Genomic DNA, 17,987 nt, shown 5'->3' on the forward strand with positions numbered 1-17,987 from the left:
AGATTGCGCCAAGGCAGGGGGTGTGTCTTGTTCCTAGGTGATTAAAAACCGCAGGTTTTGATGGTTTCTACGGCACCATCAGACAACCGGTAGCGCGCTGCGATCAGTGCGGTCTGGCCATTTTCTACAGCCTCGGTAATCGCAGGCGAGGTCTGCATGATGCGGTCCACCATCGCTGCCGCGTGGTGGCGCTCAAAATCATCGGGAGTGTCATGGCCTTCGAACTTTGCTTCCAAAATGGAAGGGGTGATCTGTTCAACAAGCGTGCGCTGGTGGCCGGTGGGTACTTCTGCACCTTCGAGCACAGCAACGGTTGCTGCCACCGCACCACAGGATTCGTGTCCGAGAACAACCACGACTTCCACGCCTAGGCCTAGGACCGCGAACTCGATTGAGGCAAGAACACCTGAATCGATTACTTCGCCTGCGGTACGTACCACGAAGATGTCACCGAATCCGGAGTCGAACAGCAGCTCTGCGGGTACTCGGGAGTCGCCACAGGTAAATACGCAGGCGCGAGGAGCTTGGCCTTTGGTCAGTTCTTCGCGTCGGGCGGCATCTTGGTTGGGACGCAATGGTTCTCCGCGAACAAAACGACCATTTGCTTCGAGTAAGGTTTCCCACACACCTCGGGGATCTCGATCAAACTCTGCAGTTTCAAGCTTTGCCATAGATCACATTTTTGCACCGAATTGGCAAATATGCTTGTTTTTTATCCAATTGTCATGCAACGTGGGGGGTTTCGGATTGCATGCTGTGCCCAGTTACACTGAAGCCTCGCACCCACATAGATGAGCTTTTATGAACGCTAATAATTCAGAAAATATCCCGCAGATTTTGACCGAGTGGTATCGCAAAAACGCTCGTAGCATAGTGTGGCGTACCCCACAGACTTCCGCGTGGGGTGTGTTGCTCAGTGAGGTTATGAGCCAGCAAACTCCAGTGGCACGAGTCGAGCCTATGTGGATCGAATGGATGCGACGCTGGCCTACCCCCGCTGATTTCGCTCAAGCGGGCAAAGATGAGGTGTTGCGTGCGTGGGATCGGCTCGGTTACCCGCGTCGTGCGCTTCGTCTTCACAAGTGCGCTCAGCAGATTGTCGAGCGTCATGGCGGCGAGGTCCCTCAGAATGTGGAGGACCTCTTAGCGCTGCCAGGAATCGGTGATTACACCGCCCGTGCGGTGGCCGCTTTTGCTTTCGGGCAGCGGGTTGCTGTGGTTGATACGAATGTGCGCCGAGTACATCACCGCGTATATCAGGGGATTTACCTTGCGGGGAATGCGTCGAAACGCGAGTTGCGTGAAGTGGAGGCCTTGTTGCCGCATGATAACGCGCCGGAGTTTTCGGTGACGTTGATGGAGCTTGGTGCTTTGGTGTGCCAAACGACCCCGCAGTGTGATCGTTGTCCGCTAACGCAGCAGTGCCGATGGATCGCATTGGGGCGTCCAATGCCGAGTGAGGAGGAAACCGCCAAGGCTAAAAAGCGGGTTCAAAAGTTTGTGGGTACTGATCGTCAGGTCCGCGGTTTGATTATGACGGTGTTAAGAAATGCCGAGGCACCGGTCCCGCAGTCGGCTATAGACGTTGTTTGGCCCGATGCGGCTCAGCGTTCTCGGGCGCTGTTCAGTTTGCTTGACGACGGCCTAGCTACCCAAAACGAGGCGGGACTTTTTAGCTTGCCCACCTAGGCTAATGGTTTATCAAATTCAATAAGATGCCCAAAGGTCCATGCACGATCGGTGAGGAGGCGGGCCAGTACGAGGCCGGCGCTGATAGAAAACACCACCATTGCGGCTGTTGCGGCATTGGATAGTGCATGGTCCATGTCCCCGTTGTTGAGGTAGTACACGGCCCGAAACATTGCGGTGCCGGGGATCAAAATTATGGCGGCTGGAACGGTGGTTGTAATGCGCGGCAGTCGGACTTTCTTAGAGGCGACTGCGCCAACGAGCCCGATGATGACTCCGCCGACAAACGCGGCGAAGTAGGCGGTCGCTCCGCATTCTTCGAGTAGTAATCGGATGAGGTTGGCAGCGGTGCCAACTACTGCGGCGACGAGCACCATGCGTCGTGAAGAATTAAACAGGAACGCGAACCCTGCGATGCCCACAAAGCTTGCGATGCCTGCGATGAATAGCCATGCGGGGTGAGGGTCGCCGTGGACTGGTTCGGGGTTAAGACCTGTCCCCCAGCTGACCATGGCTACGGAAAATGTTGCTGTGGCGATGATGGTCAGTGCGTACATGAGTCGCGCAGTACCGGCCTCAAAATCGAAGCGGCCGAGGTCGATCATCGCGGAGAACAGGGGGAAGCCTGGGATGAGGAACAGTACTGCGGCGACGTACCCTGCGGTCATGGTGTAGTCGGAGTCGAAGCCTAGAAGCAGCAGTATTCGGGTAATGGCGAAGTAGCTTAACGACGCCACCGTGCCTGCCGCCGCAACACATCCTAGTTGGTGCATGCGCATCCTGTGGAGGCGGTGCCGCGTGTATTGGCCGCATCCGGCACTGACGGCCACGATGCCGGCTTCTAGCCAGTCAAAGTGGTTCAGTACTGCGAAGCTGGCGCAGGCGAAGGCTGCGGCGAGGGCTAATACGATGCTGGACCACCGTTTGACGACTGTGAACTCGATGGTGTCGAGTTCTGCGTTGAGTTGTTCTGCCGTTATCCGACGGTGCATGTGGTGGGTGAGGTTTTCGAGGGCTTCGATTCTGGATGCGTCGACAGCTGGGGTTTGGGATTTTGCCACGACCGTGCGGAACTCGGATCCTTTGTGGATCGTCGAGGTGATCTGTGTGACGCCGATGACGGCATCGACACGGTCGAAGCCTAACGCTCGGGCGGCGCGTTTCATACCGCGGATGACGCGGTAGCCACTGGTTCCGGCACCCATGAGCAGCATGCCTAGTCGCACGACGGCATCTGCTTCTACGCCCATTCGGAATTGATCCTCATTAGTCACGTAGGTCGATCCTAATACGCCTTAATGAAAATCGGTCAGGCGAGTTGGACAAAAACATGTGTTTTGTGACCAACTCGCCTGACCGGTCTCGCATGCGGTGCCGTGATTACTTCCAGCGACCCCTAAACGTTAGACCGCCGGGTAGTTTCACCCATACGCCTCCACGACTGTTGATGGTCACCGGACCGACCTTGGTGGATGCGGAAGCACCGGAGCCGGACAGGTTGAGCCAACTGTTTTTGCCCAGCTTTTTGCGCTTGCGATATTGGATTCCCATGGTGCTCCCTTGGATGAGTTAGTACCGTTGTTAGTTTTCGATGTTGGCTTCTTCTGGAACCTCAGTCTCAGCAGCGCTGATGACTGCTTCTTGAGCTTCCTCGGATGGGGTTGTCTCTTCGAACTCGTCTGGCAGTGGCTTCACGCGTGAGGTGAAGGTGAAGGATGCCTTGTCGGTTTCCTTCGATTCGCCATCCCAGCCTTCGACGTCAACGGTTACGATCTCACCAGCGCCGACCTCACCGAACAGGATCTTTTCGGAGAGTGCGTCTTCGATTTCGTGCTGGATGGTGCGACGCAGTGGTCGTGCACCCAGCACTGGGTCGAAGCCACGCTTTGCCAGCAGGTTCTTGGCCTTTTCGGTGAGCTCGATGCCCATGTCTTTTTGGGCAAGTGCCTTGGATACGCGTCCAATGAGCAGGTCCACCATTTCGACGATCTGCTCTTGGGTGAGCTGGTGGAAGACCACGATCTCGTCGATACGGTTGAGGAACTCAGGGCGGAAGTGCTTCTTCAGCTCGTCGTTGACCTTCTGCTTCATGCGGTCGTATTGACCATCGGCATCGTGCTCACCAACGGAGCTAAAGCCCATTCCCACAGCCTTGGAAATGTCTTGGGTGCCCAGGTTGGAGGTGAAGATCAGTACGGTGTTCTTGAAGTCCACAACGCGGCCTTGGCCGTCGGTGAGGCGACCTTCTTCGAGGACCTGCAGCAAGGTGTTATAGATCTCCTTGTGTGCCTTTTCGATTTCGTCGAAAAGCACGACGGAGAATGGCTTGCGGCGGACCTTTTCGGTGAGCTGACCACCTTCGTCGTAGCCCACATATCCTGGAGGGGCACCGAAGAGGCGGGACGCGGTGAAGCGGTCGTGGAACTCGCCCATGTCGATCTGGATCAAGGCGTCGTCGTCACCGAACAGGAAGTTGGCCAGCGATTTGGACAGCTCGGTCTTACCCACACCAGATGGGCCGGCGAAGATGAAAGAGCCGGAAGGACGGCGTGGGTCCTTGAGTCCAGCGCGGGTACGACGGATGGCGCGAGAAACACTCTTGACGGCATCGTCTTGGCCGATGATGCGCTTGTGCAACTCGTCTTCCATGTGGAGCAGACGGGAGGACTCTTCCTCGGTCAGCTTGAACACTGGGATACCGGTCCAGTTGCCCAGCACCTCAGCGATTTGCTCTTCGCCGACTTCTGCGATGTCTTCTAGGTTGCCGGAGCGCCACTGCTTTTCTTTCTCAGCGCGCTCCTCACCCAACTTGCGCTCGGTGTCGCGCAGGCCTGCGGCCTTTTCAAAGTCTTGGGCATCGATTGCGGCTTCCTTCTCGCGACGGACTTCCGCGATCTGATCGTCAACCTTGCGGATGGATTCCGGTGCGGTCATGCGCTTGATACGCATGCGTGCGCCGGCTTCGTCGATAAGGTCAACGGCCTTATCTGGCAAGAAGCGATCGTTGATGTAGCGATCGGACAGCTGTGCTGCTGCTGCGAGAGCCCCATCGGTGATGGAGACGCGGTGGTGTGCCTCGTAGCGGTCGCGTAGACCCTTGAGGATCTCGATGGTCATATCGACGGAAGGCTCTGGAACCTGCACTGGCTGGAAACGACGCTCAAGTGCGGCGTCCTTTTCGATGTGCTTGCGGTACTCGTCCAAAGTGGTAGCACCGATGGTCTGTAGCTCACCACGAGCCAGTTTTGGTTTGAGCAAGCTGGCAGCGTCGATAGCGCCTTCTGCGGCACCGGCACCGACGAGGGTGTGGATCTCATCGATGAACAAGATGATGTCGCCACGCTGGTTGATCTCCTTGAGAACCTTCTTCAGGCGCTCTTCGAAGTCACCACGGTAGCGCGAACCTGCCACCAAGGAGCCGAGGTCAAGGGAGTAAACCTGCTTGTCTCTCAGCGTTTCTGGCACCTTGCCATTAACGATGTCTAGAGCGAGGCCCTCTACAACAGCGGTCTTACCAACACCTGGCTCACCGATAAGAACTGGGTTGTTCTTGGTACGACGTGAGAGCACCTGCATGATGCGCTCAATTTCCTGTTCACGACCCACCACAGGATCCAGCTTGCCTTCCTTGGCAGCCTGGGTGAGGTTGCGACCAAACTGGTCCAGAACCAAGGAGTTGGAGCGCTCGCCTGCGCCACCACCGCGGCCACCACGACCAGCGCCGGTGCCAGCCCCCACAGTCTCGCCGTCGTTATTGTTTTCTGGGCTTTCGCCGCCCTCGTAGCCGGAAAGAAGCTGGATAACCTGCTGGCGTACACGAGGCAGGTCAGCGCCGAGCTTGACCAAAACCTGTGCGGCTACGCCGTCGCCTTCACGGATAAGGCCGAGCAGCAGGAACTCAGTACCGATGTACTTATGTCCCATCTGCAGACCCTCACGCAAGGAAAGCTCAAGTACCTTCTTGGCACGTGGAGTAAAAGGAATGTGGCCAGCTGGTGGCTCGGAGCCGTGGCCGATGATTTCTTCTACCTCTTGGCGTACCGCTTCAAGGGAGATGCCCATGGACTCGAGCGCCTTAGCGGCCACGCCCTCACCCTCGTGAATAAGTCCGAGCAGGATATGCTCGGTGCCGATGTAATTATGATTGAGGCCGCGCGCTTCTTCCTGTGCCAGAACGATAACGCGACGTGCACGATCGGTAAACCGCTCGAACATGTTCACACCCTTCAAAGTTGGCTTTGTTAAGTAGTTGCACCCACTGTAACGCCCATGCGTGACATTGATTTCCCATTTTCCGGCCCACCCCTGCAAAAATTCGAACATCAGGGATTATTTACAGAGGTCACAGGCACTATTACTCCCCTGTACGCCAGCAGCGAACACGTCACTTCACGCCTGCACTTCGCCATTGTTAATGTCCCCAAACCCACCCTCACCGTAATAACCATTCCCCAACGTGCGGTAATAATGTGTTCTCTATAATGCTGTACTGAGTTTGTACACCGTACTGGTGGATACACTGTTCTTTTTGGGGAGTTGAACCCCAAGAAGCCCACCAACTCCTGCCAGCTGTTATTAGAGTCCATGCCTTCTAGGCCGCATGGCTAGCCTTTCACGTTCGGCCGGAATGATTCACGGTTACCGACATTTAATACGTTAAACGCTACTGTAGTTCCGTTTGCCAGTTAAGCCGTTGAATGTCTACGTCGAGTTGACGATATTCCTTTGCTACCAGATCGGCCTTCTTGCGGATCTCACGGGCATCCATCGTGGCCACATATTTGATTTCCGAACGAGAATAGCGATCGTGTCGGCTCGTCAGATAGTCTGCTAAATCGCTGTACAGCGTGCGCTTTTTTAATAAGGTATCCCGCACCGAGAGGGCGTCGGCAAGCGTCATGCCCTCGGAGAACTCCGTGACGGAATTGGTTCGGTTAATTCGGCGAACGAGGTCGTTAATGCGCTTTGTGAGTTCTTCTAATTCTGTGAGGATTTCGTGCGGATTTTCGGCGGGCTGGTCGCCTTCTTGCACCTTTGCTACGTCAAGTAAGCGCTGGTTGAGCTCACTGTAGCGGCGCTGGGCTTCCACGCGTTGGGCCAAGGCTTCTGCTAGGTACATTTGCCCAGAATACTACCGCGAGTATAGTTTTGGCAATGAAAATTGTCGCACGTCTGCTGGGCTTCCTCGGCCTCATCTCGATTATTTTGGCTGCGGTTCAAACCGCAACGGAACCCTTCGCAGATTTCCCCGCCTTTGACACTCCCCGCAAAGCACTCATAGCGGAGTTCTCGTTCTTTACCATCTGGTCGAATATCATCGGCACCATTTATCTCCTTCGTGGCGGCCGCGTTCCCCGCTGGTTTGCCGTCGACGCCGTCGCGATGCTCTCCATCACCGGCATTGTGTACAACACCCTCCTTAGCAAAGAGCTCCATGGTTTATGGCAGTTCACCAGCCCCGTTCAGCACACCGTCATGCCGATCTCCGTCTTTGTCTTCTGGCTTCTTAACGCTTATCGACGCCCCATCTTTAACGTCCGCACCATCATCATGGCACTGGGAATCCCCGTCATATGGTCGATTCTCACCTTTACCCGCGGCGCACAAACCGGCTGGTATCCATACTTCTTTATCGACGTGACCAACCTGGGCCTTGGCACCGCACTGCGCAACGCCATAGGCGTATACATCGGCTTCTTTGTCCTCTGCAGCATCCTCGCGCTTATCGAACGCATCATCCGACTCATCAAACGTGGCACAAAATATGCGGCAGCCGCAGCAGTGATGAGCTAGCAAATAGAGCATAAAGTTCGCGGTCACCACCCCGCCAAGAAACGCCCCTTGCTGTGGCACATTTTCAACTCTTACGCTGCGCATATTGTGTGCCATACTATTTGTTCATGACGATGTATTGGCATCACACTTCCACGACTCCCGTATCGACGGTGTTGATCACTCACGGATATGCGGAGCATCAGGGCCGCTATTCGACACTTGTTCGAAGCCTTCTCAATTGCAGCTTCGATGTAGTTACTTTTGATTTGCCTGGGCACGGCTATGCACCGGGACCACGGGCGTGTGTGGACGTCGATAAGCTCGTGGATTTTCATGTGGCATTGCGCCACCGTGCCGAGCAGGATCGTCGCTTAAGAACAGAGACGATGTGTCTTTTTGGGCATTCGATGGGCGGGCTTATTACCGCGCTTTCCGTGTTGGAGGATTTCTCGAATGTTTCCGCCGTTGCGTTGTCAGGGCCGGCGTTTTCGCCGTTTCCTAAGACTCCCCGCGTTGTCACGCGAATGCTGCGCTGTAGTGCACGTATAGCGCCACGATTGAAGGTGTTGGCGCTGCCGCAAGATGCCATTTCGCGCGACCCTGAGGTTGTGGCTGCGTATGCCAATGATCCCCGCAATTACACGGGCCGTGTCCCGCTGCTCACCGGTGCGTCGATGGCACTTGCTGGCCAGAAAGCGCTGACGCAAGCTTCTCAATGGGATCGTTCGGTGCCGTTGCTTGTTATGCATGGCAGCGCCGATCGTTTGGCCGATATTGAGGGTTCGCGTAATTTTGCCGCGAGTGCTGGCGGCACGATGCGCCCTGTAGACGGCGCTTTTCATGAGATTTTTAATGAACCAGAAGCACCACAGCTGCGTGCAGAACTGTGTGAGTGGCTGCACGCCAACTGTGGTGCGTAATCGACGAGGCGTTTTTTAGACGATTCGGTCGAGGATGATCTGGCGTTCGGCTGGTTGCTCGTCACCAATCACGATGCCAGGCATGATGGATTCGAGGGCGCGGTCGAACTTGTCTGGGGTTTCGGTGTGCAGGGTGAGCAGCTTTTGTCCCTTGACAACCTTTTGGCCCAGATCGGCGTGGATTTCGATGCCGGCGGTGAGCTGTACTGGGTCTTCCTTTCGTGCGCGTCCGGCGCCGAGTCGCCAGCTGCCAACGCCGAGTGCAAGGGCGTCGAGTTCCATGAGGTAGCCGTCGCGGTCGGCGACAACTTCGTGGGTGTGCTCTGCGCGTGCCATTGGGGCTTCTGGGTCGCCGCCTTGTGCGCGGACCATGCGCTTCCATACGTCCATGGCGCGTCCGTCCTTGAGGCGTTCTTCAACGTCTGCGTCGTGGATTCCGGCCATTTCGAGCATGTTGCGGGCCAGTTCGCAGGTGAGCTTGACCACGTCTTCTGGGCCGCCGCCGGCGAGAACCTCGACGGTTTCCTCGATTTCGAGGGAGTTACCGATCTTTTTGCCTAGTGGTGTGGACATGTCGGTGAGCAGTGCGCGGGTGTGAACGCCTGCGTCGTTGCCGAGGTCAACCATGGTGCGGGCGAGTTCGCGGGCGTGGTCGAGGTCCTTCATAAAGGCACCGCTTCCGACCTTGACGTCCAAGATGAGGGAGTCTGCACCAGCGGCGATCTTCTTGCTCATGATGGAGCTTGCGATCAGTGGGACGCAGTCGACGGTGGAGGTGATGTCGCGCAGCGCGTAGATCTTCTTATCTGCGGGTGCAAGGCCGGATCCTGCAGAGGCAATAACAACGCCAGCATCTTTGAGGATGTTCATCATGCGGTCGTTATCAATGTCGACTTCAAAGCCTGGGATTGCTTCGAGCTTGTCGAGGGTGCCGCCGGTGTGGCCGAGTCCGCGTCCGGAGAGCATAGGCACTGCAAGGCCGTAGCTTGCCACGAGTGGGCCGAGTGGCAGGGAGAGCTTGTCGCCCACACCACCGGTGGAGTGCTTGTCGGTGGTCTTTTTGCCGAGGGCGCTAAAGTCCATGGTTTCGCCGGAGTTAATCATGGCTTTGGTCCAGTCGACGATCTCGCGGCGGTTCATGTCGCGAATGAAGATGGCCATGTTGAGTGCTGCCATTTGCTCGTCGCCGATGGCTCCGCGGGTGTAGGCGTCGATCACCCAGTTGATTTGTTCGGTGGTGAGTTCGCCACCATCGCGCTTGGTCCGAATGATGTCCACGGCGTCGAATTGTTCGGCCATGTCAATGCTCCTTTTGGTTAGGGGGATGCTCCATTAAACAACAGCCCAAGTGACATGTCGCACATTCAGGTTTGTACGTTGTTCACATCTCTTGCGATTGCCTTTGTGACTGATTATCATCACCAGAAGAACAATTGTCAACGGTTTAAATATCATTTGTTCCCCCGCTTGGGTTGGGAGAACAAAAGCCCTTTCCAAGGACATCCTAATGAACACAGATTCTCCTAGCCCCGCAGAACTCATCGCGACGGCACGCGAGGCGGCGCACCACGCATACGCCCCTTATAGCAATTTCCCCGTAGGCGCAGCAGTACTGACCACCGCAGGCGAGATCTTCACCGGCTGCAACGTGGAAAACGCCGCCTATGGCGACACCATCTGCGCTGAGCGCAACGCCATTACCACGATGATCGCCGCCACCATGCGTGCCGACGAACGCCACATCGCCGCAGTCGCCATCGTCGGCCTTAAAGCATCCCCATGCTGGCCATGCGGCTCCTGCCGCCAGGTACTGCGGGAATTCCACTGCGAAACCGTGATCGTCGAAGACGAATCCGGCAACCCCACTTCCCTTCCTTTCGCCGAACTCCTCCCTTATTCTTTCGGCCCCGAAGCTCTCAAGGACACATAAATCATGGATCGCTTACAAGGTATCATTGGTATCATTGCCATCTTCGGTCTTCTCATTAGCCTTTCCAACGCTAAACGCCAGATCAACTGGCGCACCTTGGGCGTTGGCTTCGCACTCCAAGTTAGCTTCGCACTCCTCGTTCTTAAATGGGAAACCGGCTTCCACGCCCTTAAAGCCGTCTCAGGCGTCGTGGAAAAGCTGATTAACTTCACCAACGAGGGCACATCCTTCGTCTTCGGCGGCCTATTTGGCGAGGATTCCGGCTTCGTGTTCGCTTTGAACGTGCTACCGGTGATTATCTTCCTCGGTGCCATCATCGGTGCCCTGTACTACCTGCGCATTCTGCAGTTCTTCGTTGAGATCATCGGTACCGCACTGAACAAGATCCTAGGCACCTCCAAAGTTGAGTCTGTGTGGGCATCTACCGTGATCTTCCTCGGCCAGTCTGAAGCCCCACTGGTGATCCGTCCGTGGATCCCACAGCTGACCCGAAGCGAGCTTTTCGCCTGCATGACCGGCGGCTTCGCCTCTGTTGCAGGTTCCACACTGGTGGGCTACTCCCTGCTGGGCGCACCACTTCCTTACCTGATCGCCGCATCTGTTATGAACGCACCGGCCTCGTTGATGGTGGCTAAGGCCCTCATGCCTGAAACTGAGGCATCCAAGGTGGATGCGAATGTTCGCAACACTCGCGACGAATCCTCCAAGAACGTTATCGACGCCATCGGCGCAGGTGCTATGTCCGGTGGACGCATCGCCGTCGCTGTCGCCTGCTTGCTCATCGCTTTCATCGCTATGATCGCTATGCTTTCCGCCATCATCGGTGGCGTGGGCTCCTGGTTCGGCCAAGACAACTGGTCTTTGGAAGGCCTCTTCGGTGTCATCTTCTCCCCACTTGCTTGGGCCATCGGTGTTCCTTGGGAAGAAGCAGGCCTTGTGGGTAACTTCATCGGCCAAAAGACCATCCTCAACGAGTTCGTGGGCTATACAGCCTTCTCCGAGTACGTGGATACCCTCAGCGATAAGTCCATCATGCTGACGTCCTTCGCACTTGCGGGCTTTGCTAACCTCTCCTCCATCGCCATCCAGATCGGCTCCTTCGGTGCGCTGTGCCCAGAGCGTCGTTCTGAGGTCGCATCCTTGGGCATGAAGGCACTGTTCGCAGGCTTTTGCACCAACATGCTCAACGCTGCCATCGTCGGTGTTGTAGCTTTCTAAAAAACCATAGCTAAAAGGGCGGTTCTCCTTGATCTCAAGGAGAACCGCCCTTTAGTGCTTTTAGCGGGCTCTTCCGGTTTTAGAATGCATTGATTAGCTCGCCGGGGGTTCGGGCATGGCACAAGATACTAGGACCCTTGGCTTTGTAGGAATAAGGGTGTCTAAACCATCCATCCAAAACCAAGAACCTACCGTGCAGCCCAACGGAAATGTCATCGTCGATACCATCTGCCGCACCGTAGAACACAGTGATAGTTACCGTTATTGAAGCCGAGCCCGTCGAGTCCATCAATGAATGCCCCACGTGCGGGCAGCCTGGAGTATTGCGCGACCACGTCATCCGCCCCGCCTGGCTTTTTGACGTTGTCCCAGGAAGAAACGCTGACGCGTTTGCGAACATGGCTGAATAATCAAAGCGAAGTTTCGTAATCAGGTCAAAATCACCAGTATGGACGGCTTCCAAGGCTATGCCACCGCCGCTGGCGAAGTCATTTTCAACACCACCTAAGTCATAGACCTATTCCACGTTGTACGCCTAGCCGGTGACAAGCCCCGTAGGAGGCTTGAAAAACTGTTTGACTTCGACGACGACTACGCGCCGCTACAACAGACCTGGAACTACTACCAACAAGCAAGCAGCCAACAAAGCCATGAGCATGCTCATTGACACGCTTGATTGGTATGAAAGACGCTAGGATCGCTGAGATCGTGCAGTTGGGTAGGACCATGAACAAGTGCTGTAAGGACATCCTCGTCTACTTCGACCGCTACATTTTGTGGTGCCTGATCTACGCCGTCAACATGCGACACATAATCAGTGCACTCTAAAACCGGAAGAGCTACTAAACGGGGGTATTTCGAAGGATTTTTCTCGGCACTTCACACCAAATCGCAAGAAAACCGGTCGTTTGGGCGGATTTGGTGTGAAGTGCCGTCTTTTTCGGGGGTGAGTGGGGGTGGCGCGCCCACCAACGCCCACCAACGCCCACCAACGCCAGCCAAGCCCAGCCAAGTCATGGTTGTGGAAAACGTCCTACTCCGCGTAGTGCCACGCCCGAACCCCCGGCGAACTAATCAATGCACTCTAAAACCAGAAGAGCCTTTTAGCGCTCAGGCTTCACGATTGGGAACAGTACCGTCTCGCGAATACCGAGGCCGGTCAGGGCCATCAGGAGGCGGTCAATGCCCATGCCACAGCCTGCCGTTGGTGGCATACCCTGCTCCATAGCTGCGAGGAAGTCCTCGTCCAAGACCATAGCCTCATCGTCGCCGCCTGCGGCAAGACGAGCTTGGTCCACGAAGCGCTCGCGCTGGATGACGGGGTCGACAAGCTCCGAGTAGCCGGTTGCTAGCTCGAAACCGCGCACGTAGAGGTCCCACTTCTCGGTAACACCTGGTTTGGAGCGGTGCTGGCGGGTCAGCGGCGAGGTTTCTACTGGGAAGTCACGAACGAAGATTGGGCCGTAGAGCTGGTCCTCGCACAGGTGCTCCCAGATCTCTTCGACCAACTTGCCGTGGCCCCAACCGCCCTTGGCTGGAACATCAAGGCCAATAACAGCGGCGATTGCCTTGAGTTCATCTACGGTGGAGTCGATGGTGACCTCTGGCTGGCCTGGGAACTTGCGTACCAACGCCTCGTTGAGCGATGGGTACATCTCGATGGTCTTCCATTCGCCGCCGAGGTCGTACTCGGTGCCGTCGACAAGCGTGACAGTGGTGGAACCAAAGACTTCCATTGCGACGGACTGGATGAGCTCTTGGATCATCTTTGCGCCGTCATCGTAGGTACCCCACGCTTGGTAGGTTTCCAGCATGGCGAACTCTGGGGAGTGCGAGGAGTCCACGCCCTCGTTACGGAAGTTGCGGTTGACCTCGAATACACGCTCGATACCACCAACCACGCAGCGCTTGAGGTAAAGCTCTGGCGCGATACGCAGGTAGAGGTCGATATCAAGAGCGTTGGAGTGCGTAACAAACGGGCGTGCCGCCGCACCGCCGTGCAGGGTCTGCAACATGGGGGTTTCAACCTCCATGAAGTTCTGACCCTCCAAGTAGTGACGCAAAGCGCGCATGACCTTAATACGAGTCATGGCGTTGGTACGAGCCTGCTCGCGCATAATCAAGTCGGTGTAACGGTGGCGGATACGCATGTCCTCGCTCATGTCAGCGAAGGCCACAGGCAGTGGGCGTAGCGATTTCGACGCCATGTGCCACGAGTTGACCATCACAGAAAGCTCGCCGCGCTTGGAGGCGACTACGGTGCCGCGGATGGAAACGATGTCGCCTAGGTCAACATCGGCCTTCCACGAAGCAAGTGACTCCTCGCCAACCTCAGCCAAGGACAACATAGCCTGCATATATTCGCCGTTGCCCTCTTGGAGAGCAGCGAAGCACAGCTTGCCGGTGTTGCGGATAAACAGGACGCGGCCGGTGATGGCAACCTCTACGCCGGAATCCTCGCCAGGTTCGAGGTAGGTAACGCCTGGCTTGTCGCCCTTTTCACCCTCTGGCACAGCTGCAAACTTCTCGCGCAGCTCGGTGATCGAGTGGGTGCGGTCAACGATGACTGGATACGGCTCCACGCCGGCGTCGATAAGCTTCTGGCGCTTCTCGCGACGAATGCGGAGCTGCTCAGGTACGTCTTGGGTGTTTTTAGCGTTACTCACGCTACATCAGGGTAGTGCACTTCCTGCCCACCCACCAATAGCCCATTACGTTATTAGCAGTTCCACCCCAAGGCACCGAAGATTCATAACCTGTCCACCCCCCACATCTTGCACACCTTTCCCCCACACGAATATCCCTCTCACCGTGCAGACTGTCTTTCTGTGGACAACTCTGCTTCTAGTCGCAAGCTATCCACAGAAGCTCTCCGAATAGACTGCGGGCTCTTGATGTTGTGAACCTTTTATGCTGCGGGACGAATCGCCCGCTAGCGCACTCAAGCTCCTCCGCCCATCACCAGCAGTTTCTGATAAATATCTATCTTTTTAATGACTTTTCCGATCCTAAGCCATATTTTGCGGTAAACTTTTGCCAATAAATTTTTGATTCTTCTTCGGATCATCCCCGAGCCACCACCCCGCTTATCGGCACGCTAGTTCCCGTCGAAAAGCCCTTTGTGCTCTAGAAATCCGACGATGAGTTGAAGGTTTGTGTGAGATTGCTCCCCAAAGGAATGGTGATCGTATGACCCGTATCGTACAGAATTCCCCACGTCCCGCCGGCTTGCCAGAGACTGAGAATTCCACAGCAGCTCAGGGATGGAAACCGTTCCTGCACAGTAATGTGATGTTCTCGGAGACACCCACGGGCGTGGAGTTTCACGATGACTTTCGTCGATTTTCTATCGACGGCCCCGGCGCATACAAAGCTTTCCGTGCCGCAACACCCCTTTTTGAAGGCAACGTACTCTTCGCAGATGCTCTCCAACACCTGGGCGCTGCCGGTGCTCAGACCGTCAAGCTATTCGAATCCGAGTTATACCGGCATGGGATGCTCACACGGCTGACCCCGGAAAACCCTTCTGTTGCCGCATACCAGTGGGGCGGCCCCTGGGACGGGATCTTGAGGCTCCTCGCAAACTACACGCCCACTCCCATTGCTGTTCTGGAGAAGATTAGCCACACGCCTTTTACTATCTGCTGCAACCACCCGGAAAGCGCTCATCTAATCAAAGCAAGTTTGGAAGAAAACGGCTGTGCAACAGTGCGTTGTGCAGCGCTTTCTCCGGATACGTCGCACCTCCACCCCCTGCTCTCTCTGAGCTGGCGCGAACTCAGCGACGCCGCCACCATCACCGTCCGCAGAATTGGCAACGGATTGGTCATCGCATCAGATGTCGCGGCCGAGGCAGTGGCTGCGACGCATGTGTTGGAGTCTTTATCCAATGAGAAAGAAACCGCTGAGGTTCCAGAAGCTCTTATCCGCATGGCTGGAATCGTCGCGTCCTTTGAGGCTTTCAAGATTGTCTCTGGTGTCATGCCAGCAACGCTCACGCAAGCGCTAGTTCGCATCGACCTTTCCACCGGTGAGGTGACCCAACACCAGCTAGGACAGCAGCAGCACGATAATGGCGATTCTCCCCTGTTTTCTCTGGTTGATCCGCTTCTGGGCTTCACGCCGCGCTTCCTTGACGACGATATAACTCAGATGCCCTTGCGGCTATCGCAAGTGTCCGTGGCCGGCCCCGATCAACGGCGTTGGGTTGTCACCGGTTGGGCGCTAGACACTCTGGAGGCTGCACGTGAACGCGCAGTTGAGGAAGCCACTACCCGCGTCCTTCTCTCCCAACAGTCAGCACGGACTATACTGGACGCCCCTTTAATGCAGCCCACTGGGCTTCCCACACCGGCTGCCGTGGGAAGTTCCCAAGAAGAAGCCATGGAACGCGCTCTCCCGCGTGCAGCCGCTTATTGGTCTTTTCACTCTGCAACGCAGGGCATCTCGGAGGTCGTTCCGTTTCATGCAGGCTCTGAGCCCACATCCTGCGTACGAGATGCTCAGGAACTCTATGGCGCAGCCACGTCTACGTTCTTAGAGCTCACGCCTCTGTGGGGCCATTCAGTAGTCGTTGTTCAATGTGACAATCCGATTCTTAGCGTCGTGGCGGCAGGAGACGCGGCAGAACAAGCCGCGGTATCAGCCGCCTACGGCCACCTCGCGCTTGCACAACTGCATGCGGACAAGCACTGTCCGCCGCACGACGGCTGGTCGCATGCACTTCCGGCGTTAGCCTTAAGAGAATCCAGCATGCGCTGCCTTGCAGAGGAACCGGTGACTGAGCTTTTAACAGATCCCCGTCTCTCTGCCGCCGGGCTCACTGCCGTGGCGTTGCACCCACGCACGTGGATACCTGCTTCCCCGCCTACCGTCGACCCAGCCGTTCATCGGCCTCTTGTCTCATGACTACGCGCGTCGCCTACCTGTACTGCCCGGCGCGCAGTTTCCCAGCGCACGCCCTGCCTCCGCGTCATGAGCAGTGGATAGCAGTCCCCTCCGAGGTGTGCAGGGTCTGCCTTAGCGCATGGGTGGATCGCACGGAAGAGGCTGCGGACTGGGTTAAGGCTGCTAGAGTACCCGGCTTCATCAGACGTTGGCTGTCTGAGCGTGTGCGCTACGTCGAGCGCCCCTTGGGAGATTGGAGACTAGCAGCTACTGATGCGCAGTGCCTCTCCAGTTCTACGGTATTTATTCCGCCAAGCCCGTGCTGCCCTGAGCACCACGATTGTGCTGCTAACGCAGAGGTTTCCGATCTCACAGGGCCTGTGTTAGCACCGTGTGGGACGGGGCCGATCACGGAGATTCGCCGTCCTGGAATGGTGGTTTCCCGTGGAACCATGCCTACTGTGGGGTCTCGACCAGCATTCCATTGGAGTGGTCAGGCGCCGACCATTGCTGAGAGCCGAAAGCTGGCTCTTTGTGAGGCCGTCGAGCGCGCATCCGCATGTGGGAATGAGGGAGCGGGAGGCGTCGATACGCATATTCCCCACGTCCCTGCCACTGATTTTGGGGTGGACAACGAACGGTGGAACCGTTCTTACGATCACTGCCGCAATTGGACACGCGCTATTCGCCTGGGAGATGAAACCGCATGGGCAGTCCCCACGGATATGGCGTTTTTCTGGTCTGACGCACAAGCTCGTTTTTGCTTCGATTCCTCCAGCGGCGCCGCGGTGGGGCGCACATGGGAGGACGCGGTGATGTCTGGGTTAGTAGAGGTCATTGAACGTGACGCTGTCCTGGCCGTATGGCATGGTTCCATGACCGTCCCAGAGATCGATGTTGACTCGATCAATGATCGCACTTACCAGGCAATGCTGCGGCATCTTCGCAGGCAAGGGCTGGTTATCCGCGCGTTTTACTGCCCGCTGAGTGTAGGAGTTCCTGCTGTTATTGCGGTATGCACGGATACTGAGCGCACTTTCCTCTGTGTTGGGGCAGCCGCCGCACCCGATCCCTATGTCGCAGTACGCAAAGCTCTACGGGAGGTCATGGCGGATTATCCGCAGTCGCGTTTGCTTGCTAGTACACGGTTGTCAGACGCTGCCGCAGTGCGTGCGGACGGTTCCGGGGCAGCTCATCGCCTCAGCGTTGCCGTTTCCGAGCTTATCGACGCCGCCGCTTTCCTCCTCCTGCCCCGTAAAGAGCTGCTCCGTGTCTCCGACATCCCGGGGTGCCCTCGCTTGTCTCTCGTTGAGCTAGTCGAGCGTCTCAAAGCACATGGCTTTTACGGCTATGTTGTCGACTTCACCCAGAGTTATCACCAAATGGTGGGGCTTTCAGCTGTCAAGGTTATTGTCCCTGGTCTCTTGCCGCTGGAATATATCGGACAGCTGACTAGGGCATTGCATATGCCTAGGTTGAGGCAACAGATGACATGTTTTCGCGCTTTGGGCCTAGCCCCTCCCAGCTCACCTCCCCGTCTCAATCTTGTTCCGCACCCGCTGCCTTAA

17 protein-coding genes are annotated in these 17,987 nt (G+C 56.5%); 10 read left to right on the forward strand and 7 right to left on the reverse strand.

All coding sequences use genetic code 11. The features are described from left to right. Positions 1–41 precede the first annotated feature (41 nt). On the reverse strand, positions 42–671 hold the full coding sequence (locus ABMV07_RS11335; protein ID WP_088267766.1) for a carbonic anhydrase: 630 nt from the start codon (positions 669–671) through the stop codon (positions 42–44). A gap of 130 nt (positions 672–801) precedes the next feature. Here ABMV07_RS11335 and ABMV07_RS11340 point away from each other — a divergent pair, with 130 nt between their 5' ends. After that, positions 802–1,689, forward strand: coding sequence for an A/G-specific adenine glycosylase (locus tag ABMV07_RS11340; protein ID WP_197692635.1), 888 nt, complete (start codon positions 802–804; stop codon positions 1,687–1,689). Here the strand turns inward: ABMV07_RS11340 and ABMV07_RS11345 are convergent. From ABMV07_RS11345 to ABMV07_RS11355, 3 genes are all read right to left on the reverse strand, one after another. Then, on the reverse strand, positions 1,686–2,939 hold the full coding sequence (locus ABMV07_RS11345; protein ID WP_162841397.1) for a threonine/serine exporter ThrE family protein: 1,254 nt from the start codon (positions 2,937–2,939) through the stop codon (positions 1,686–1,688). The two genes, ABMV07_RS11340 and ABMV07_RS11345, sit on opposite strands and share 4 nt — an antisense overlap. A 130-nt stretch (positions 2,940–3,069) precedes the next feature. Further along, the gene (locus tag ABMV07_RS11350) at positions 3,070–3,240 is read right to left on the reverse strand and encodes a DUF4236 domain-containing protein (RefSeq protein ID WP_088267763.1); all 171 of its coding nucleotides are present in this window, start codon (positions 3,238–3,240) and stop codon (positions 3,070–3,072) included. Positions 3,241–3,270: 30 nt separating this feature from the next. Continuing rightward, positions 3,271–5,904: an ATP-dependent Clp protease ATP-binding subunit gene (locus tag ABMV07_RS11355; protein ID WP_197689715.1), complete on the reverse strand. Its 2,634-nt coding sequence runs from the start codon at positions 5,902–5,904 to the stop codon at positions 3,271–3,273. 54 nt (positions 5,905–5,958) lie between these two features. Between ABMV07_RS11355 and ABMV07_RS11360 the strand changes: the two genes are divergently transcribed. After that, positions 5,959–6,171 (forward strand): hypothetical protein, encoded by a 213-nt coding sequence (locus ABMV07_RS11360; RefSeq protein WP_133119749.1) that lies wholly within the window; start codon positions 5,959–5,961, stop codon positions 6,169–6,171. 181 nt (positions 6,172–6,352) lie between these two features. Here the strand turns inward: ABMV07_RS11360 and ABMV07_RS11365 are convergent, their stop codons facing one another. After that, complete coding sequence (locus ABMV07_RS11365) at positions 6,353–6,808, reverse strand: DIP1984 family protein (RefSeq protein ID WP_088267761.1); 456 nt, start codon at positions 6,806–6,808, stop codon at positions 6,353–6,355. A 35-nt stretch (positions 6,809–6,843) separates the two neighbouring features. On the opposite strand from ABMV07_RS11365, the gene ABMV07_RS11370 reads away from it, so the two are divergent. Both ABMV07_RS11370 and ABMV07_RS11375 read left to right on the forward strand, forming a co-directional pair. After that, positions 6,844–7,482: a Pr6Pr family membrane protein gene (locus ABMV07_RS11370; protein ID WP_196977127.1), complete on the forward strand. Its 639-nt coding sequence runs from the start codon at positions 6,844–6,846 to the stop codon at positions 7,480–7,482. A gap of 107 nt (positions 7,483–7,589) precedes the next feature. Further along, positions 7,590–8,384, forward strand: a complete 795-nt coding sequence (locus tag ABMV07_RS11375) for an alpha/beta hydrolase (protein WP_374064615.1) — start codon at positions 7,590–7,592, stop codon at positions 8,382–8,384. A 15-nt stretch (positions 8,385–8,399) separates the two neighbouring features. Here ABMV07_RS11375 and ABMV07_RS11380 read toward each other — a convergent pair whose 3' ends face one another. After that, the gene (locus ABMV07_RS11380) at positions 8,400–9,683 is read right to left on the reverse strand and encodes a thymidine phosphorylase (RefSeq protein ID WP_088267758.1); all 1,284 of its coding nucleotides are present in this window, start codon (positions 9,681–9,683) and stop codon (positions 8,400–8,402) included. Positions 9,684–9,891: 208 nt separating this feature from the next. Here ABMV07_RS11380 and ABMV07_RS11385 point away from each other — a divergent pair, with 208 nt between their 5' ends. The 4 genes from ABMV07_RS11385 to ABMV07_RS11400 all read left to right on the forward strand — a co-directional run bounded on the left by ABMV07_RS11385 (position 9,892) and on the right by ABMV07_RS11400 (position 12,360). Next, positions 9,892–10,314 carry a cytidine deaminase gene (locus ABMV07_RS11385; protein ID WP_088267757.1) on the forward strand — a complete coding sequence of 141 codons (423 nt, stop codon included), beginning with the start codon at positions 9,892–9,894 and terminating at the stop codon, positions 10,312–10,314. 3 nt (positions 10,315–10,317) lie between these two features. Next, positions 10,318–11,532: a NupC/NupG family nucleoside CNT transporter gene (locus ABMV07_RS11390; protein WP_088267756.1), complete on the forward strand. Its 1,215-nt coding sequence runs from the start codon at positions 10,318–10,320 to the stop codon at positions 11,530–11,532. 248 nt (positions 11,533–11,780) lie between these two features. Next, the gene (locus ABMV07_RS11395) at positions 11,781–11,942 is read left to right on the forward strand and encodes a hypothetical protein (protein WP_374064616.1); all 162 of its coding nucleotides are present in this window, start codon (positions 11,781–11,783) and stop codon (positions 11,940–11,942) included. 271 nt (positions 11,943–12,213) lie between these two features. After that, positions 12,214–12,360 (forward strand): hypothetical protein, encoded by a 147-nt coding sequence (locus ABMV07_RS11400; RefSeq protein WP_374064617.1) that lies wholly within the window; start codon positions 12,214–12,216, stop codon positions 12,358–12,360. A 275-nt stretch (positions 12,361–12,635) separates the two neighbouring features. Here the strand turns inward: ABMV07_RS11400 and lysS are convergent, their stop codons facing one another. After that, positions 12,636–14,198, reverse strand: coding sequence for a lysine--tRNA ligase (lysS, locus tag ABMV07_RS11405; protein WP_088266323.1), 1,563 nt, complete (start codon positions 14,196–14,198; stop codon positions 12,636–12,638). 523 nt (positions 14,199–14,721) lie between these two features. Between lysS and ABMV07_RS11410 the strand changes: the two genes are divergently transcribed. Further along, positions 14,722–16,440: a hypothetical protein gene (locus ABMV07_RS11410; RefSeq protein WP_197690084.1), complete on the forward strand. Its 1,719-nt coding sequence runs from the start codon at positions 14,722–14,724 to the stop codon at positions 16,438–16,440. After that, the gene (locus ABMV07_RS11415) at positions 16,437–17,987 is read left to right on the forward strand and encodes a YcaO-like family protein (protein ID WP_197689526.1); all 1,551 of its coding nucleotides are present in this window, start codon (positions 16,437–16,439) and stop codon (positions 17,985–17,987) included. The genes ABMV07_RS11410 and ABMV07_RS11415 overlap by 4 nt, the downstream gene beginning before the upstream one ends.

The organism is Corynebacterium belfantii, from assembly GCF_041898185.1.
In the GTDB taxonomy this organism is placed as follows: domain Bacteria; phylum Actinomycetota; class Actinomycetes; order Mycobacteriales; family Mycobacteriaceae; genus Corynebacterium; species Corynebacterium belfantii.

Bases quoted from the DNA above. Each gene is read 5' to 3' on its own strand.
- ABMV07_RS11335 (WP_088267766.1), bottom strand. From the start codon at position 671: ATGGCAAAGCTTGAAACTGCAGAGTTTGATCGAGATCCCCGAGGTGTG.
- ABMV07_RS11340 (WP_197692635.1), top strand. From the start codon at position 802: ATGAACGCTAATAATTCAGAAAATATCCCGCAGATTTTGACCGAGTGG.
- ABMV07_RS11345 (WP_162841397.1), bottom strand. From the start codon at position 2,939: ATGGGCGTAGAAGCAGATGCCGTCGTGCGACTAGGCATGCTGCTCATG.
- ABMV07_RS11350 (WP_088267763.1), bottom strand. From the start codon at position 3,240: ATGGGAATCCAATATCGCAAGCGCAAAAAGCTGGGCAAAAACAGTTGG.
- ABMV07_RS11355 (WP_197689715.1), bottom strand. From the start codon at position 5,904: ATGTTCGAGCGGTTTACCGATCGTGCACGTCGCGTTATCGTTCTGGCA.
- ABMV07_RS11360 (WP_133119749.1), top strand. From the start codon at position 5,959: ATGCGTGACATTGATTTCCCATTTTCCGGCCCACCCCTGCAAAAATTC.
- ABMV07_RS11365 (WP_088267761.1), bottom strand. From the start codon at position 6,808: ATGTACCTAGCAGAAGCCTTGGCCCAACGCGTGGAAGCCCAGCGCCGC.
- ABMV07_RS11370 (WP_196977127.1), top strand. From the start codon at position 6,844: ATGAAAATTGTCGCACGTCTGCTGGGCTTCCTCGGCCTCATCTCGATT.
- ABMV07_RS11375 (WP_374064615.1), top strand. From the start codon at position 7,590: ATGACGATGTATTGGCATCACACTTCCACGACTCCCGTATCGACGGTG.
- ABMV07_RS11380 (WP_088267758.1), bottom strand. From the start codon at position 9,683: ATGGCCGAACAATTCGACGCCGTGGACATCATTCGGACCAAGCGCGAT.
- ABMV07_RS11385 (WP_088267757.1), top strand. From the start codon at position 9,892: ATGAACACAGATTCTCCTAGCCCCGCAGAACTCATCGCGACGGCACGC.
- ABMV07_RS11390 (WP_088267756.1), top strand. From the start codon at position 10,318: ATGGATCGCTTACAAGGTATCATTGGTATCATTGCCATCTTCGGTCTT.
- ABMV07_RS11400 (WP_374064617.1), top strand. From the start codon at position 12,214: ATGAAAGACGCTAGGATCGCTGAGATCGTGCAGTTGGGTAGGACCATG.
- ABMV07_RS11410 (WP_197690084.1), top strand. From the start codon at position 14,722: ATGACCCGTATCGTACAGAATTCCCCACGTCCCGCCGGCTTGCCAGAG.
- ABMV07_RS11415 (WP_197689526.1), top strand. From the start codon at position 16,437: ATGACTACGCGCGTCGCCTACCTGTACTGCCCGGCGCGCAGTTTCCCA.